Source organism: Pseudomonas sp. 1176_21, from assembly GCF_052850635.1.
Genome location: NZ_VXCV01000005.1, coordinates 298,174 through 315,821 on the forward strand (window position 1 = coordinate 298,174; position 17,648 = coordinate 315,821).

Sequence of the window (17,648 nt, forward strand, 5' to 3'; positions counted from 1 at the left end):
GCGACAATTTCTGCCGTTTTGTCGGCGCAACACGGGATTAGTCGCTCAATCGCACTAAAAACGTCCCTCATCGACCATCCGTGATTGCCCCCGGGCACGTGCCTGGGCGAAAATGGCCGCCTTTTTCCGTTCGTTAATATTCAAGCCCCCCAGGAGACAAGCGATGCCCAGCCGTCGTGAGCGTGCCAACGCCATTCGTGCCCTCAGCATGGATGCCGTGCAAAAAGCCAACAGCGGCCATCCCGGTGCCCCGATGGGCATGGCGGATATCGCCGAGGTTCTTTGGCGTGACTTCTTGAAGCACAACCCGAGCAACCCGCACTTCGCCGACCGTGACCGCTTCGTGCTGTCCAACGGCCACGGCTCGATGCTGATCTACTCGCTGCTGCACCTGACCGGCTACGACCTGTCGATCGACGACCTCAAGGCGTTCCGTCAACTGCACAGCCGCACCCCGGGCCACCCGGAATTCGGCTACACCCCAGGCGTCGAGACCACCACCGGCCCGCTGGGCCAGGGTCTGGCCAACGCCGTGGGCTTTGCCCTGGCCGAAAAAGTGCTGGGCGCCCAGTTCAACCGTCCAGGCCACGACGTCGTCGACCACCACACCTATGTGTTCCTGGGTGATGGCTGCATGATGGAAGGCATTTCCCACGAAGTCGCTGCACTGGCCGGTACCCTGGGCCTGGGCAAGCTGATCGCCTTCTACGACGACAACGGTATCTCCATCGACGGCGAAGTCGAAGGCTGGTTCACCGACGACACGCCGAAGCGTTTCGAAGCCTACCACTGGCAGGTGATCCGCAATGTCGACGGTCACGACCCAGAAGAGATCAAGACCGCCATCGAGACCGCGCGCAAGAGCGCGCAGCCGACCCTGATCTGCTGCAAGACCACCATCGGCTTCGGTTCGCCGAACAAGGGCGGCAAGGAAGACTGCCACGGCGCGCCACTGGGCGATGCCGAAATCGCCCTGACCCGCCAGGCCCTGAACTGGAACCACGGCCCGTTCGAAATCCCGGCCGACATCTATGCCGAGTGGGATGCCAAGCAGGCCGGCGCCGCCGCCGAAGCCGCCTGGGACCAGCGCTTTGCTGCCTACGCCGCAGCCTTCCCTGAACTGGCCAGCGAACTCAAGCGTCGCCTGAGCGGCGAACTGCCAGCCGACTTCGCCGAGAAGGCTGCCGCCTACATCGCCGAAGTGGACGCCAAGGGCGAAAGCATCGCCAGCCGCAAGGCCAGCCAGAACACCCTGAACGCCTTCGGCCCGCTGCTGCCGGAGTTCCTCGGTGGCTCGGCGGACCTCGCCGGCTCCAACCTGACCCTGTGGAAGGGTTGCAAGGGCGTCAGCGCCGAAGATGCCAGCGGCAACTACATGTACTACGGCGTGCGCGAGTTCGGCATGACCGCCATCATGAACGGCGTTGCCCTGCACGGCGGCCTGGTGCCTTACGGCGCGACCTTCCTGATGTTCATGGAATACGCCCGCAATGCCGTGCGCATGTCGGCCCTGATGAAGCAGCGCGTGATCCACGTCTACACCCACGACTCCATCGGCCTGGGCGAAGACGGCCCGACTCACCAGCCGATCGAGCAGCTGACCAGCCTGCGCACCACGCCGAACCTGGACACCTGGCGTCCGGCCGACGCGGTCGAATCGGCCGTGAGCTGGAAGCACGCCCTGGAGCGCAAGGACGGCCCTTCGGCGCTGATCTTCTCGCGTCAGAACCTGCAGCACCAAACCCGCGACGTCGGCCAGATCGCCGACATCAGCCGTGGTGGCTACGTGCTCAAGGACTGCGCAGGCGAGCCTGAGCTGATCCTGATCGCCACCGGTTCCGAAGTGGGCCTGGCGGTGCAGGCGTTCGACAAGCTGACCGAGCAGGGCCGCAAGGTGCGCGTGGTATCGATGCCATGCACCAGCGTGTTCGATGCCCAGGACGCCAGCTACAAGCAGTCGGTTCTGCCACTGCAGGTGGGCGCGCGGATTGCCATCGAAGCTGCCCACGCCGACTTCTGGTACAAGTACGTGGGCCTGGAAGGCCGCGTCATCGGCATGACCACCTACGGTGAATCGGCGCCGGCTTCGGCACTGTTCGAAGAGTTCGGCTTCACCCTGGAAAACATCCTGGGTACGGCTGAAGAGCTGCTGGAAGACTGATAAAACCAGTTGGAGCGGCGTTGAACCCATCGCGGGTCAAGCCCGCTCCCACAGGGATCACGAGTGTCCTTGTGGGAGCGGGCTTGACCCGCGATTGCCGCGACTCGGTTCCTGCAGGTTGCAGATAACATTCTGTTCCGTGAGCATCCCATGCCCCAACCGCGTCCCTACAAAGTTGCACTCAACGGCTACGGCCGCATCGGTCGTTGCGTCCTGCGCGCACTCTTTGAACGTGGGGCCAGCGCGGGCTTCGAGATCGTTGCACTGAACGACCTGGCCGATCAGGCCAGCCTCGAATACCTGACACGCTTCGACTCCACCCACGGGCGCTTTCCCGGTGAGGTCAGGGTCGACGGCGATTGTCTGCATATCAATGGCGACTGCGTCAAAGTACTGCGCAGCGCCACCCCCGAAGGCATCGACTGGGCCGCGCTCGACGTCGACCTGGTGCTCGAATGCTCCGGGGCCTACAACACCCGCGCCGACGGCCAGCGTTTCCTCGACGCCGGCGCACCACGGGTGCTGTTTTCCCAGCCGATGGCCAGCGAGGCGGATGTCGACGCCACCGTTGTCTACGGCATCAACCAGGATTGCCTTGAAGGCGGCGAACGGCTGGTATCCAACGCCTCCTGCACCACCAACTGCGGCGTGCCGCTGCTGCGTGTGCTCGACCAGGCCTTCGGCATCGAGTACGTGCAGATCACCACCATCCACTCGGCAATGAACGACCAGCCGGTGATCGATGCCTACCACCACGAAGACCTGCGCCGCACCCGTTCGGCGTTCCAGTCGGTGATTCCGGTGTCTACCGGGCTCGCGCGGGGTATCGAACGCCTGCTGCCGGAACTTGCCGGGCGAATCCAGGCCAAAGCGGTACGCGTGCCGACGGTGAACGTGTCGTGCCTGGACATCACCCTGCAGACCGCCCGCGATACCACCGCGGCCGAAGTCAACCAGGTGCTGCGTGAAGCGGCCCTGAGTGGCCCGCTCAAGGGGTTGCTGGCCTACACCGAACTGCCCCACGCCAGCTGTGATTTCAACCATGACCCACATTCGGCCATCGTCGATGCCAGCCAGACCCGCGTTTGCGGCCCCCGCCTGGTGAACCTGCTGGCCTGGTTCGACAACGAATGGGGGTTCGCCAACCGCATGCTCGACGTCGCCGAACATTTTCTGCGCGTCGTGGACTCAACCAGCACCACTCGCAAACAGCCCTGAAGGACTGCATTCATGACCGTTTTGAAGATGACCGACCTCGATCTGCAAGGTAAGCGCGTACTGATCCGCGAAGACCTCAACGTGCCTGTGAAGGACGGTGTGGTCAGCAGCGACGCGCGCATCCTGGCCTCGCTGCCGACCATCAAGCTGGCCCTGGAGAAGGGCGCGGCCGTGATGGTCTGCTCGCACCTGGGGCGCCCGACCGAAGGCGAGTTCTCGGCCGAGAACAGCCTCAAGCCGGTGGCCGACTACCTGAGCAAGGCGCTGGGCCGTGAGGTGCCGCTGGTGGCCGACTACCTGGGCGGCGTGGACGTGAAGGCCGGCGACATCGTGCTGTTCGAGAACGTGCGCTTCAACAAGGGCGAGAAAAAGAACGCCGACGAACTGGCCCAGCAATACGCCGCCCTGTGCGACGTGTTCGTGATGGACGCCTTCGGTACCGCCCACCGTGCCGAGGGCTCGACCCACGGCGTGGCCAAGTTCGCCAAGGTCGCCGCTGCCGGTCCGCTGCTGGCCGCCGAGCTGGATGCACTGGGCAAGGCCCTGAAGGCCCCTGCCAAGCCGATGGCCGCCATCGTCGCCGGTTCCAAGGTATCGACCAAGCTGGACGTGCTCAACAGCCTGAGCCAGGTGTGCGACCTGCTGATCGTCGGTGGCGGCATCGCCAACACCTTCCTGGCCGCTGCCGGCCACCCGGTGGGCAAGTCGCTGTACGAAGCCGACCTGATCGACACCGCCAAGGCCATCGCGGCCAAGGTCAACGTGCCGCTGCCGGTGGACGTGGTGGTGGCCAAGGAATTTGCCGAAAGCGCCACGGCTACCGTCAAGCTGGTGGGCGAGGTGGCCGAGGACGACATGATCCTGGACATCGGCCCGCAGACCGCCGAACAGTTCGCCGAGCTGCTGAAGTCGTCCAAGACCATCCTGTGGAACGGCCCGGTGGGCGTGTTCGAGTTCGACCAGTTCGGCAACGGCACCAGGACCCTGGCCAAGGCCATCGCCGACAGCGCCGCGTTCTCGATTGCCGGCGGTGGCGACACCCTGGCGGCCATCGACAAGTATGGCGTGGCCAGCCAGATCTCCTACATTTCTACCGGTGGCGGTGCATTCCTCGAGTTCGTCGAGGGCAAGGTGCTGCCGGCGGTGGACGTGCTGGAACAACGGGCCAAGGCCTGACTCGCTCAGCCTGGCAAAGGGAGTGTGGCCTGATGGTCAAGCGGTTGCCTGTGTTTATCCTGGCCGGTCTGCTCAGCGCCTGTGCTGGCAGCCCGGAGCCTGCGGCGGATGCCCCCGGCAAGCCGAAGGGCGGTTGCTACCAGTCGCAGTGGCAGGCAGAGACCGTGCCGGTGATCAACAAGAGGCTCGGCCCGGACGGGCTGGAGAAGTATGACGAGGAACACCAGCGCCAGGCCCCGGGTTGCCCTTGATCGGTTCGAGGCAACCTGTTGGCCGGTTCGTGGTCTTCTAGAGGATATTCGATGAAAAGCGTTGTAGCCCTGATGGCCCTGGTTCTGATGGCAGGTTGCGCAAGCCTCAAGCCAACCCCGGCCCCGACCGACAACTGGACCCGCTGGGTCTGTGACAGTCAGGCCGAGGTACTGTGGCGGTTTGCCGATGCCAGCCAGGAAGAGGTGGATGTACGCCTTGGTGGCGGCGATCAGGTCTACCGGCTCAAGCCGGAGCCCGGTGCGTCGGGTGCGCTGTACAGCGATGGCGTGCTGGCCCTGCACACCAAGGGCGATGAAGGCCTGGTGTACTGGGTAGCGACCAACGATTTGATAGGGCGGGGCTGCAAGGCACCGTGACTGGCCGGGCCGACCGCTGTCGGCCCACACTACTTGAATAGCAACCGCCGCTGCGGCAGGCTTGCACGAAAAACGACGTTTGTCGGGAGAGAGATACACAATGGCACTCATTAGCATGCGCCAGATGCTGGACCACGCCGCCGAGTTCGGCTACGGCGTTCCGGCTTTCAACGTCAACAACCTCGAGCAAATGCGCGCCATCATGGAAGCCGCCGACAAGACCGACTCCCCGGTGATTGTCCAGGCCTCGGCCGGTGCCCGCAAATACGCCGGTGCGCCGTTCCTGCGCCACCTGATCCTGGCGGCGATCGAAGAATTCCCGCACATCCCGGTGTGCATGCACCAGGACCACGGCACCAGCCCTGACGTGTGCCAGCGTTCGATCCAGCTGGGCTTCAGCTCGGTGATGATGGACGGCTCGCTGGGCGAAGACGGCAAGACCCCGACCGACTACGACTACAACGTGCGTGTCACCCAGCAGACCGTGGCCATGGCCCACGCCTGCGGCGTTTCGGTAGAGGGCGAGCTGGGCTGCCTGGGTTCGCTGGAAACCGGCATGGCCGGTGAAGAAGACGGCATCGGCGCCGAAGGCGTGCTGGATCACAGCCAGATGCTGACCGACCCTGAAGAAGCTGCCGATTTCGTCAAGCGTACCCAGGTCGATGCCCTGGCCATCGCCATCGGCACCAGCCACGGCGCCTACAAGTTCACCAAGCCGCCTACCGGCGACGTGCTGGCGATCGACCGCATCAAGGAGATCCACAAGCGCATCCCCAACACTCACCTGGTGATGCACGGTTCGTCTTCGGTGCCGCAGGAGTGGCTGGCGATCATCAACCAGTACGGTGGCGACATCAAGGAAACCTACGGCGTACCGGTTGAAGAAATCGTCGAAGGCATCAAGTACGGCGTGCGCAAGGTCAACATCGACACCGACCTGCGCCTGGCGTCCACCGGTGCCATGCGCCGCCTGATGGCCACCAACCCGAGCGAGTTCGACCCGCGCAAGTTCTTCGGTGAAACCGTCAAGGCCATGCGCGACGTGTGCATCGCCCGCTACGAAGCCTTCGGCACCGCCGGCAACGCCTCGAAGATCAAGCCGATCTCCCTCGAAGCGATGTTCCAGCGCTATGCCAAGGGCGAGCTGGCCGCCAAGGTCAACTAAGCCTGGTTGGTTGTACGAAAAACCCGCAGCGATGCGGGTTTTTTTGTGCCCGTGCGGCCTGCTTCACCGGCCGGAACCGGGGGTTTTCGGCTGCGGGGCCGCCACGGACACCGGATCTGGCCCAACGCGACAGACCGTTAGTCGGGCAACACTTTGTTTATACCGATGATGCCAATGTGCTGACTTCAGATTTGTTTCAGCCAGGTCTAGAGTAAAGCCTCAAGTTCCATCCGGAATCTGGCGTCGTTACACAAGAGAAGCAGCATGGATTGCGCGCACCCTCACACTCACGACAGCGGTTCGGTTTTACTGATCGTCGATGACTACCCGGAAAACCTGATCAGCCTGCAAGCCTTGCTTGCGCGTGAGGACTGGCATGTGCTGACCGCAAGCTCCGGTACCGAAGCCCTGAGCACGCTGCTCGAGCATGAGGTGGACCTGGTGCTGCTGGATGTGCAGATGCCCGGTATGGACGGCTTCGAAGTCGCGCGCCTGATGCGCGGCAGCCAGCGCACCTGCCTGACCCCGATCATCTTCCTGACCGCCAACGAACAGTCCCAGGCGGCCGTGCTCAAGGGCTATGCCAGTGGCGCGGTGGACTACCTGTTCAAGCCATTCGACCCGCACATTCTCAAGCCCAAGGTCCAGGCCCTGCTCGACCAGCAGCGCAACCGGCGTGCCTTGCAGCGCCTGAGCCGCGACCTGGAGGCCGAGCGCGCATTCAACGCCTCGGTGCTGGACAACGCCGCCGAAGGCATCCTGGTGGTGGCCGAGGACGGTCGCATCCGCTTTGCCAACCCGGCCATCTCGCGCCTGCTCCAGGCCCCGGTGGAGCAATTGCAGGGCGCAGACCTGCTGGGCTTCGTGCAGTCGCCCGTGCCAACCCGGTGGCGCGACTCGGCGTTCTACCAGGCCTACCAGGAGCGCGATATCTACCGCCTGCACGACGCCGTGCTGCTCACCGCCTCCGGGTTGCCGCTGCCGGTGGCGCTGTCGTGCGCGGCGCTGCCCGGCGAGCAGCGGGCGATGGTGGTGACGGTGCTGGACATGTCGGTGGTGCGCAACCTGCACCAGCAGCTGGAGTTCCAGGCTGTTACCGACCCGCTGACCGGGCTGCTCAACCGCCGCGGGTTCTGCCAGGCCGCCGAAGCTGCGCTGCTGCGCAGCGAGCATTCCGACAAGGCCCAGGCCTTGATGTACATGGACCTTGACGGTTTCAAACGGATCAACGACTCGCTCGGCCATGCGGCCGGCGACCGCGTGCTGCACTGGGTGGGCGAACAGCTCAAGGAATGCCTGGGCGCCTACGCGATCCTCGGGCGTATGGGCGGCGACGAGTTCACGGCCTTGCTCGATACCCTGGAATACCCGGAGCAGGCGGCGCGCTTTGCCGAAAAGCTGATCGAGCGCATGTCCATCTGCCAGCAGATCGATGGCCTGGAGGTGACGCTTGGCGTGAGCATCGGCATCGCCACCTACTCCGACTGCGGGCCGCACCTGGACGGCCTGCTGCGTGCGGCGGACGCGGCCATGTATGCCGCCAAGCAGGCCGGCCGCCAGCAATACCGCTACTACGACCAGGAGCTCAACGGTCGTGCTCGCTCGCGCCTGATGCTCGAAGACAGTGTGCGCGACGCGATCGAGCGGCACGACTTCAGCCTGGTGTATCAGCCGCAGGTGGCGTTTGCCGATGGTCGCCTGCGCGGGTTCGAGGCGTTGTTGCGCTGGCAGCACCCCAGTGTCGGCGATGTGCCGCCGGGGTTGTTCCTGCCGTTGCTGGAGGAGGCCAGGCTGGTCTCGCGGCTGGCCAGCTGGATCTACACCCAGGGTGCGGCGCAGCGGCGCGCCTGGGAGGCTCGGTTCGAGCCGGACCTGGTGCTGAGCATCAGCCTCAGCCGCGTGCAGTTCGCCATGCCCAACCTGGTCGAGGAACTGGGGCGGGTGATCGCCAGCCATGGCCTGCGCCCGGCCCAGCTTGAGGTGGAGGTGGCGGAAACCTCGCTGGCCGCCAACCTCGACATCGCGCTGCGTCAGTTGCGCAGGCTGCGCGAGCTGGGCGTGCGGGTGGCGCTGGACGATTTCGGCGCCGGAGAGTGCTCGCTGCGCCTGCTGCGCGACCTGCCCATCGACACGCTCAAGCTCGACCGGCACCTGGTGGCGCGCCTGCCCGGTTCGGCGGCGGACGCGGCGCTGGTCCGCAGTGTCATCGGCCTGTGCCGCGACTATGGCGTGTGTGTGGTGGCCGAGGGCGTCGAGACGCGGGAGCAGGCGCAGTGGCTGCTGGCAAACGGTTGCGCCTATGCCCAGGGCTTTCTGGTGGCACGGCCCCTGACGGCGCAGCGCGCCGGTGATTTCCCGGCTTTTTTCGACTGGCGCAACGAGGCGGCCGGGGAATTGAGTACACTGACGCCTTTGCCTGCAATGCCCCGTGCCCATGACCGTACTCAAGTACCTGCAAGCCTATCCGCCTGCCCTGCAAGACCAGGTGCGCCAGATGATTGCCCAGAACCGTCTGGGTGACTACCTGCGCCAGCGCTACCCCGAGCGCCATGCGGTACAGAGCGACAAGGCGCTGTATGCCTATGCCCAGGCCCTGAAGCAGGAGCACCTGCGCAATGCGCCGAACCTGGACAAGGTGCTGTTCGACAATCGCCTTGATCTCACCCACCGTGCGCTGGGCCTGCACACTGCGGTATCGCGCGTGCAGGGCGGCAAGCTCAAGGCCAAGAAGGAAATCCGCATCGCCTCGCTGTTCAAGGACGCGGCGCCGCAGTTTCTGAAGATGATCGTGGTGCACGAACTGGCGCACCTCAAGGAGAGCGACCACAACAAGGCGTTCTACCAACTCTGCGAATACATGCAGCCGGGCTACCATCAACTGGAGTTCGACCTGCGCATCTACCTGACCTGGCGCGACCTGTCCGGCGCCCAGTGAGCGAAAGGGAATTGCCAATGGAAGTGAGCAAGACCAAGACCAGTTTCTATCGTCGCCTGTACGTGGCGTGGCTGATCGACAGCCGTACCGCCAGCAGCGTGCCGGCGCTGATGGAGGCCACCGGCATGCCGCGGCGCACGGCGCAGGACACCATCGCGGCGCTGGCCGACCTGGACATCGTGTGCGAGTTCGAGCAGCAGGAAGGCGCGCGCAACCATGCCGGGCATTACCGGATACGTGACTGGGGCGCGATCGACAAGCAGTGGATCACCCAGCATCTGCGCAGTATCCGCCAGGTGCTGGGCTACCCCTGAAGCCCCTCCGCCGGCAAGCCCGGCCCTGCACCTACCCCTGTAGGAGCCGGCCTTGCCGGCGAAGCGTCTAGCCCCGGCGCATGCCGATGTGCGGGATGCCATCCTCCAGATACGCCTCCCCGGCCACCTCGAACCCGTGCCGCGCATAGTAGGCCTGCAGGTGCGCCTGTGCGGACAGGTACACCGGCACCCCTGGCCAGTGCTTCTCGGCCTGCGCCAGCCCCTGCACCATCAGTGCATGCCCCAGCCCCTCGCCCCGCGCCGACGGCGCAATCACCACCCGCCCGATCACCACGTCGCCGCCCTGTGACTCGGGGTCCAGCAGGCGCAGGTACGCCACCAGCTCGCCATCGCGCCAGGCCATCAGGTGGCAGGTGTCGCCCTCTAGGTCCTGGCCATCGATTTCCAGGTACGGGCATTTCTGCTCCACCACGAACACCTCGATGCGCAGCGTCAGCAGCGCGTACAGCTGTTGCTTGCCAAGGTCGGTGTGATGCTTGCAGATCCAGTCGATGCTCATCGCGTTTCTCTCCTGTGTAATGCCCCGATCATAACCACGCCGAGCACCTCAGGGCGAAGGTCGCGAATTGCCATGGATCAAGTCGGCGCGGAATCGGCAAAAATAGAGGCAATTAGCTATCACACGGCACTGCCCGATACCGGAATCTTTGTGTAATCTGGCCGTGCAGCCTAGCTTTGCGCCAACAGAAATCTCATGCCACTCAACAAGAACGCGGACCCGATCCGCTAAGGGATTTGAGCATGCGGCCACTGCTTCGAGCCTTGGGTTTGCTTGGATTGCTGCTCTGTGCCCAGTCGGCCCAGGCCGAAAAACTGCGGCTGGTGGCCGATGCCTGGCCCCCCTTCACCGACGCCCGCCTACCCAGGGGCGGGCTGGCCACCGCCCTTGTCACCACCGCCCTGGAGCGTGCCGGGTTTGCCAGCGAGTTCGAGCAGGCGCCGTGGGCACGCGCGCTGCTGGGCATCGGCGAGGGCCGCTACGATGTGCTGATCAACGCCTGGCAGAGCGATGCGCGTACCCGCATCGGGGCCTTCTCCCAAGGCTACCTGAGCAACCGCGTGCGGCTGCTCAAACGCAAGGGCGACGTGCTGCGTTTCGATACCCTGAGCGATCTCTACCCGCACGCCATCGCGGTGGTGCGCGACTATGCCTATGCGGCCGAATTCGACAATGACGGGCGTCTGCAGAAGGTGCCGGTGCGCGACTTTTCGGTGGCGGTGGGCATGCTGGCTGCCGGGCGGGTGCGCCTGACCCTGGAGGACGAATACGTGGCGCGCTACTACCTGCAGCGTGAAAGCGCGAACGTGCGCAACCGCGTGCAGTTCTTCGGCAAGCCGGTGAGCGAGAACAGCCTGCACATCCTGGTCAGCCTCAGGCATCCGCAGCATGCCCAGATCGTGGCCGGCTTCGACAAGGCCATCGCCGCCATGAAGGCCGATGGCAGCTATGCCCGGTTGCTCAAGGACTACGGCCTGTAGTCAGGCCGGGGTGTCCTTGATCAGGTGCGCGGCCAGGGTGCGCAGCGGGCCCAGCTGGCGGCAGATCAGTGCCAGCTGGGTCTGCACCAGGCGCTGGTTCTCGTCCATTTCCTCGGGCATCTGCTCAAGGCTCGCCGCCAGGGCTTCCTCGGCGTCGCTGTGGATCGCCACCGGGGTCTTGCTGGCAAGGCCAGTGGCGATTTCGTCGAGGCTGGCGGCCAGGCTGGCACCCGCGCCGTCGATCAACTGCTCGTGGGCCTCGGGTGCCAGTGCGCTGTCACGGTGTGCACCCAGCCCGGAGAGGTAACTGAGCAGGGTGTGCGAGAGCACCAGGAAGCGAAAGCCCACGTCGGCCTCTTTGCGAAAATGCCCCGGCTCCATGAGCATGTTGGCCAGCGTGGTCGACAGCGCCGCGTCGGCGTTGTGCGCGTTGCGCCGGGCCAGGCGGTAGGCCAGGTCGTCGCTCTTGCCCTGGGCGTACTGCTGCATGATCTGGCGCAGGTAGGTGCTGTTGCAGCTCAGGGTGTTGGCCAGCACCTTGTTCAACCGACGGCCCTGCCAGTCGGGCAGGAACAGGAACACCGCCAGGATCGCGATCAGGCTGCCCACCAGGGTGTCGAACAGGCGCGGCAGGAACAGACCGTAGCCGTCGCCGATCTGGTTGAAGCAGAACAGCACCATCAGCGTGATCGCCGCCGTGGCCAGGGTGTAGCGGGTGGTGCGGTTGACGAAGAACACCACCCCGGCGGCCACCGCGAACAGCGACTGGATGATCGCGCTGGGGAACAGGTCGAACAGCGCCCAGCCCACGGTCAGGCCGATGGCGGTGCCGATGATCCGCTGCACCAGCTTGCGCCGGGTGGCGCCATAGCTGGGCTGGCACACGAACAACGTGGTGAGGATGATCCAGTAGCCCTGGGTGGGGTGGATCAGGTGCACCATGCCGTAGCCGACCGACAGCGCCAGCGGCAGGCGCAGGGCGTGGCGAAAGATCAGCGAGGTCGGCGTGAGGTGCTGGCGCAGGCGGCTCCACACATCCTTGAGGCTGCGCGGCGAGCGGTCGAGCAGGCTCGAGTCGCTGTTGTCGGCCAGGTTGTCGGGGTTGCTGGCATCGCCGAGCAGGCGGTCGAGGGTTGCCAGGTTCGCCGCCAGCGCCCGCAGCGAGCGCAGCAGGCCACGCCAGGCCGGGTTGCTCTGGATGCGCAGGTGCTCGAGCGAGGCGTGCAGGTCTTCCAGTGCGGCGGCGAAGCTGGTGTCGTAGACGAACGGCTGGCGCAGCTGGATCGACTCGGACAACTGCACGCACGCCTTGCCCTGCTGGCGCAGCAGGCGTTGGCAGCGAAACAGCACGTCGCTGTGGAAGAACGCCTCGGTGAGAGCGTTGTAGGGGTAGTGCGAGGAACTGGCGCGCTCGTGGATGTCCTGGGCCAGAAAGTACAGCTTCAGGTAGCGGCTCACCTTGGAGCCGGGGCGGCCATTGCCCACGCGGTGCAGGATGATTTCCTTGGCGGCGTTGAGGGCGGCCACCACCTTGCCGTTCTGCTGGGCCAGTTCCAGGCGGCGGGCCTCCACGTCCAGCTGGCGGATGGGCTCGAACAGGGTGGCCTTGAGCTTGAGGTAGCGGCCCAGTTCGCGAAACAGCCGCGCCAGGCTCTGCTGCACCGGCTGGTTGGAGAACAGCGCCTGCCACAGCACCGACAGCAATCCGTACCAGGCGGCGCCTGCCACCAGCAGCAAGGGCTCGTGCCAGAAGTCGGTGACCTGGCCGCCGCGCTGGTCCACGCCGATCATGGTGTACACCGACAGGATCAGTGTGGCCGAGGCGATGGCGCCGTAGCGCTCGCCCAGCGCGCCGAGCATGGTCAGCGCGAACGCCGCCAGCGCCAGGGCGCAGCCGAAGAGGATCGGGTAGGGGAACAGCAGCTCCACCGACAGCGCAGCGACGGTGAAGCACACCAGGGTCACGGCCAGGGCGTTGAGCCGGCCCTGCCAGCTGTCGTCGGTCTCGGCCAGGGCGCTGGCGATGATGCCCAGGAACAGCGGGATCAGCAGCCCCATCTCGTCCTGGTACCAGCACAGCGCCATGCTGCCGGTCAGCGCGATCAATACCCGGATGCTGTAGCTGAACTTGTCCAGGGCCCACAAACGACGCAGCGAGTGACGCAAGGAAGACGATGACATGATAGGGCGGCAGGCCTGCTTGGCGATGATCGAAATTGAGCCGGTCACGGTGGCAGCGAACTGTCACCGTGGTCACGTACCAGCAAAATTTGTTCCGTGATGCGCGATTCTAACGCGAAGGTTAGACGAACTGCGCGGCCGCGTAGGCCGATGCCCAGGCCCACTGGAAATTGAACCCGCCCAGGTGCCCGCTGACGTCCAGCACTTCGCCCACGAAATACAGGCCGGGGCTTTTCAGCGACTCCAGGGTCTTGGACGACACTTCGCGGGTGTCGACCCCGCCCAGGGTGACTTCGGCGGTGCGATAGCCCTCGGTGCCGGCCGGCACCACCTGCCAGGCCGCCAGTTTGTCGGCGACCTCGGCCAGTTCGGCCGGGGTGTACTGCTTCATCGGCCGGGACACGAACCAGTGCTCGGCCAGCAGGTTGGCCATCTTCTTGGTGAAGACCTCGCCAAGCAGGGTCTTGAGTTCGCTGTTGGGGCGTTCGGCCTGTTGCTGTTGCAGCCAGGCGAGGGCGTCATGCTCGGGCAGCAGGTTGATCTCGACGCTGTCGCCGCTGTGCCAGAACGACGACACCTGCAGGATCGCCGGGCCGCTGAGGCCACGGTGGGTGAACAGCAGGTTCTCGCGAAAGCTGGTGCCGTTGCAGCTGGCCACGCAGTCCACCGAGGTGCCCGACAGCTCGGTGCACATGGCCTTGAGCTGCGGCTCGGTGATGGTGAAGGGCACCAGCCCGGCGCGGGTCGGCAGCAGGGTGTGGCCGAACTGGCGGGCCACCTGGTAGCCGAAACCGGTGGCACCCAAAGTCGGGATCGACAGGCCGCCGGTGGCGATCACCAGCGACTGGCATTGCAGCGTGCCCATGCTGGTTTCGAGCAGGTAGCCATGCTCGAGCTTTTCGATCTGCTCGATGCGCGTGTCCATGCGCAGCTCGGCGCCGGCGCTCTGGAGCTCGCTGAGCAGCATGTCGAGGATGTCGCTGGACTTGTTGTCGCAGAACAGCTGGCCGAGTTTTTTCTCGTGATAGGGCACGGCGTGCTTGCCGACCATCTCGATGAAGTCCCACTGGGTGTAGCGGGCCAGGGCCGACTTGCAGAAGTGCGGGTTGTGCGAGAGGAAGTTGGCCGGCTCGGTGTACAGGTTGGTGAAGTTGCAGCGCCCGCCACCGGACATCAGGATCTTCTTGCCGGGCTTGTTGGCATGGTCCAGCAGCAGCACCTGGCGGCCGCGGTTGGCGGCGTGGATGGCGCACATCAGGCCGGCGGCGCCAGCGCCGATGATGATCACTTCGGTGGAACGCACTGCAAAATCCTCAAATAGGTGTTGAAGCTATCGCGGGTCAAGCCCGCTCCCACAGGAGGTACGCAAGTCCTTGTGGGAGCGGGCTTGACCCGCGATGAGGCCCTGATAGGCGATAAACGACTCAGACGATGCGAACCCGCAGCGAGCGCCCCTTGATCTTGCCGCTGTTGAGCCGCTGCAGCGCCTGCTTGGCCACGCCGCGTTCCACCGCCACGAAGGCCTGGAAATCGAAGATCGCGATCTTGCCCACCTGGGTGCCCGGGATGCCGGCATCACCGGTCAGCGCACCCAGGATGTCGCCCGGCCGCAGCTTGTCCTTGCGCCCGGCACCGATGCACAGCGTGCTCATGGTCGGCACCAGCGGGCCGCCGGCCTGGGGTTTGAGGCTGTCGATCTGCTCCCAGCGCAGGGGCGCCTTCTGCAGCTGCTCGATGGCCTGGGCGCGGTGCGCTTCGGACGGGGCCACCAGGCTCGCCGCCAGGCCCTTCTCGCCGGCACGCCCGGTACGGCCCACGCGGTGCACGTGAATTTCCGAGTCCCGCGCCAGCTCCACGTTGATGACCATGTCCAGCGCGTCGATATCCAGCCCGCGCGCGGCCACGTCGGTGGCCACCAGCACCGAGGTGCTGCGGTTGGCGAACAGGGTCAGCACCTGGTCACGGTCGCGCTGCTCCAGGTCGCCATGCAGCGACTCGGCGGCGATGCCCTTGGCCTTGAGGTGATCGACCACTTCCTGGCACTGCTGCTTGGTGAAGCAGAACGCCACGCACGACTGCGGACGAAAGTGCGCCAGCAGGGTAGTCACCGCGTCCATGCGCTGCTCGGGCGAGATCTCGTAGAAGCGCTGCTCGATCTGCGTGTCGGCATGCAGCGACTCGGCCTTGACCTGCTGCGGGTTGCGCATGAATGCGGCCGACAGCTGCTTGATGCCGGCCGGGTAGGTGGCCGAGAACAGCAGGGTCTGGCGACGCTCCGGGGTTTGCCCGAGGATGTCGGCGATGGCGTCGTAGAAGCCCATGTCGAGCATGCGGTCGGCTTCGTCGAGCACCAGGGTGTTGAGCCCGTCGAGCACCAGGGTGCCCTTGCGCAGGTGCTGCTGCACGCGGCCCGGGGTGCCGACGATGATGTGCGCGCCGTGTTCCAGCGAGGCGATCTGCGGGCCCAGGGACACGCCGCCGCACAGGGTCAGGATCTTGATGTTGTCTTCGGAGCGGGCCAGACGGCGCAGCTCCTTGGCCACCTGGTCGGCCAGCTCGCGGGTGGGGCACAGCACCAGGGCCTGGCAGCCGAAGTAGCGCGGGTTGATCGGGTTGAGCAGGCCGATGCCGAACGCGGCAGTCTTGCCGCTGCCGGTCTTGGCCTGGGCGATCAGGTCCATGCCCTTGAGGATCACCGGCAGGCTCTGGGCCTGGATCGGGGTCATCTGGGCGTAGCCGAGGGCGTCCAGGTTGGCCAGCATGGCGGCGGACAGCGGCAAGGTGGCGAATTCGGTGGCAATGGTGGTCACGAGGCGGGCCTGCAAAACAAAATGTCGCGCAGTGTACCAGCCTCGTGGCCATTAGCCCTAAGCCTCGATCTCCGGTTCCGGACGACGGGCACGCCTTCCGTCCGCCCTGGACAGCTGCATGAAGATCGCCGCCGCCAGCATCGACATCAGGCCGATGGTCAGGAAGGTCAGCTGGAACGCGCCCAGCGTGGTCTCCACCCCATCGCCGCTGCCGGCGCCGGTAAAGCCGCCCAGCAGTGCGCCGGCGCAGGCCACACCCAGGCTCAGCGAGAGCTGCGCCACCACCGACAGCAGGCTGTTGCCGCTGCTGGCGCTGGCGTCGTCCAGGTCGATCAGGGTCACGGTGTTCATCGCCGTGAACTGCAGCGAGTTCACCGCCCCCAGCAGCCCCAGTTGCACCAGCAGCAGGGCATACGGGGTGTGTTCGTTGACCAGCCCCAGGCTGCACAGCAGCACGCCCAGCAGCAGGGTGTTGCCGGTGAGGATGGTGCGGTAGCCCAGGCGCTCGATCAGCGGCCGGGCGATGGACTTGGCGACCATCGCCGAGGCGGCCAGCGGGATCATGCTCATGCCGGCCTGGGACGGCGAATAGCCCAGCGCCACCTGCAGCAGCAACGGCACCAGAAACGGCAGTGCGCCGCTGCCCAGGCGGGCGAACAGGTTGCCGAGGATGCCCACCGAGAAGGTACGGGTGCGAAACAGCCGGGGCGAGAACAGCGGGTTGTCGATGCTGCCGGCGCGCAGCCAGTAGGCGGCCAGGCACGCCATGCCGGCGAACAGCAGCAGCATCACGCGCAGGTGCGGCAGGTGCAGCTCGCCCAGGCCCTCCATGGCGATGGTGATCAGTACCATCGCGGCGCCGAACAGCACAAAGCCCACGCCGTCGAAGCGTGTGCGCTCGGAGCCGCGCAGGTCGGGGATGAACTTCCACACCGCGTAGCAGCCCAGCGCGCCGACCGGCAGGTTGAGCAGGAAGATCCAGTGCCAGCTCAGGTACTCCACCAGCCAGCCGCCCATGGTCGGGCCCAGCAGCGGGCCGAGCAGGCCGGGGATGGTGATGAAGCTCATGATGCGCACCAGTTCGGTGCGCGGGTAGGCGCGCAGCACCACCAGGCGCCCCACCGGCAGCATCAGCGCGCCGCCCAGGCCCTGGATCACGCGGGCACCGACCAGCATGCCGAGGCTGTTGGACAGTGCACACAGCAGCGAGCCGATGCTGAACAGCAGGATCGCGCTGAAGAAGATGCGCTTGGTGCCGAAGCGGTCGGCGATCCAGCCCGAGGCCGGGATCAGCAGGGCCACGGTGAGCATGTAGGCGATGATCACCGACTGCATGCGCAGCGGGTTTTCCGCCAGGTCGCGGGCCATGGCCGGCAGCGCGGTGTTGAGGATGGTGCCGTCCAGCGACTGCATGAAGAAGGCGATGGCCACCACCCAGGGAATCCAGCGGGCGGTGACGGGGTCCAGCGGGGTGCGGTTGGGCATGCTCTATGTCCTTGAGGGCCCCTTCGCGGGCAAGTCGAAGCGTCGAACCGCAGCTCCCACAGGGGCGGCGGTGA

At 65.6% G+C, this 17,648-nt stretch carries 14 protein-coding genes and 1 pseudogene; 10 read left to right on the forward strand and 5 right to left on the reverse strand.

What is annotated here, in order from left to right; all coding sequences use genetic code 11:
• The first annotated feature begins 163 nt into the window (after positions 1-163).
• The 9 genes and pseudogenes from tkt to FW760_RS14730 all read left to right on the forward strand — a co-directional run bounded on the left by tkt (position 164) and on the right by FW760_RS14730 (position 9,598).
• Positions 164-2,161 carry a transketolase gene (gene tkt, locus FW760_RS14690; RefSeq protein ID WP_116052537.1) on the forward strand — a complete coding sequence of 666 codons (1,998 nt, stop codon included), beginning with the start codon at positions 164-166 and terminating at the stop codon, positions 2,159-2,161.
• 150 nt (positions 2,162-2,311) lie between these two features.
• The gene (gene epd / locus FW760_RS14695; protein WP_043863599.1) at positions 2,312-3,379 is read left to right on the forward strand and encodes an erythrose-4-phosphate dehydrogenase; all 1,068 of its coding nucleotides are present in this window, start codon (positions 2,312-2,314) and stop codon (positions 3,377-3,379) included.
• Between the two features lie 12 nt (positions 3,380-3,391).
• Positions 3,392-4,555, forward strand: a complete 1,164-nt coding sequence (locus FW760_RS14700) for a phosphoglycerate kinase (RefSeq protein ID WP_043863598.1) — start codon at positions 3,392-3,394, stop codon at positions 4,553-4,555.
• Between the two features lie 32 nt (positions 4,556-4,587).
• Entirely contained in the window at positions 4,588-4,806 is a 219-nt protein-coding gene (locus tag FW760_RS14705) for a hypothetical protein (protein WP_043863597.1), read from the forward strand.
• A gap of 51 nt (positions 4,807-4,857) precedes the next feature.
• Positions 4,858-5,184, forward strand: coding sequence for an MliC family protein (locus FW760_RS14710; RefSeq protein ID WP_043863596.1), 327 nt, complete (start codon positions 4,858-4,860; stop codon positions 5,182-5,184).
• A gap of 100 nt (positions 5,185-5,284) precedes the next feature.
• The gene (fba, locus tag FW760_RS14715) at positions 5,285-6,349 is read left to right on the forward strand and encodes a class II fructose-bisphosphate aldolase (RefSeq protein ID WP_043863595.1); all 1,065 of its coding nucleotides are present in this window, start codon (positions 5,285-5,287) and stop codon (positions 6,347-6,349) included.
• Positions 6,350-6,613: 264 nt separating this feature from the next.
• A pseudogene (locus tag FW760_RS14720) lies at positions 6,614-8,722 on the forward strand (putative bifunctional diguanylate cyclase/phosphodiesterase); the annotation flags it as partial.
• Between the two features lie 61 nt (positions 8,723-8,783).
• Entirely contained in the window at positions 8,784-9,284 is a 501-nt protein-coding gene (locus tag FW760_RS14725) for a YgjP-like metallopeptidase domain-containing protein (RefSeq protein ID WP_043863594.1), read from the forward strand.
• 17 nt (positions 9,285-9,301) lie between these two features.
• Complete coding sequence (locus FW760_RS14730) at positions 9,302-9,598, forward strand: winged helix-turn-helix domain-containing protein (protein ID WP_043863593.1); 297 nt, start codon at positions 9,302-9,304, stop codon at positions 9,596-9,598.
• A 67-nt stretch (positions 9,599-9,665) separates the two neighbouring features.
• Here FW760_RS14730 and FW760_RS14735 read toward each other — a convergent pair whose 3' ends face one another.
• Positions 9,666-10,118, reverse strand: coding sequence for a GNAT family N-acetyltransferase (locus tag FW760_RS14735; RefSeq protein ID WP_043863592.1), 453 nt, complete (start codon positions 10,116-10,118; stop codon positions 9,666-9,668).
• A 242-nt stretch (positions 10,119-10,360) separates the two neighbouring features.
• Here FW760_RS14735 and FW760_RS14740 point away from each other — a divergent pair, with 242 nt between their 5' ends.
• Positions 10,361-11,098 (forward strand): substrate-binding periplasmic protein, encoded by a 738-nt coding sequence (locus tag FW760_RS14740; protein WP_043863591.1) that lies wholly within the window; start codon positions 10,361-10,363, stop codon positions 11,096-11,098.
• Here the strand turns inward: FW760_RS14740 and yccS are convergent, their stop codons facing one another.
• The 4 genes from yccS to mdtD form a co-directional block, all read right to left on the reverse strand.
• Positions 11,099-13,279, reverse strand: coding sequence for a YccS family putative transporter (gene yccS / locus FW760_RS14745; RefSeq protein WP_104573209.1), 2,181 nt, complete (start codon positions 13,277-13,279; stop codon positions 11,099-11,101). It abuts the gene before it with no gap.
• A gap of 121 nt (positions 13,280-13,400) precedes the next feature.
• The gene (locus FW760_RS14750; RefSeq protein WP_043863590.1) at positions 13,401-14,582 is read right to left on the reverse strand and encodes an NAD(P)/FAD-dependent oxidoreductase; all 1,182 of its coding nucleotides are present in this window, start codon (positions 14,580-14,582) and stop codon (positions 13,401-13,403) included.
• Between the two features lie 121 nt (positions 14,583-14,703).
• Positions 14,704-16,041, reverse strand: a complete 1,338-nt coding sequence (gene dbpA, locus FW760_RS14755; protein ID WP_229589801.1) for an ATP-dependent RNA helicase DbpA — start codon at positions 16,039-16,041, stop codon at positions 14,704-14,706.
• Between the two features lie 105 nt (positions 16,042-16,146).
• A complete protein-coding gene (gene mdtD, locus FW760_RS14760) occupies positions 16,147-17,574 on the reverse strand; it encodes a multidrug transporter subunit MdtD (RefSeq protein WP_043863589.1) in 1,428 nt (475 codons plus the stop codon).
• Positions 17,575-17,648: the final 74 nt, after the last annotated feature.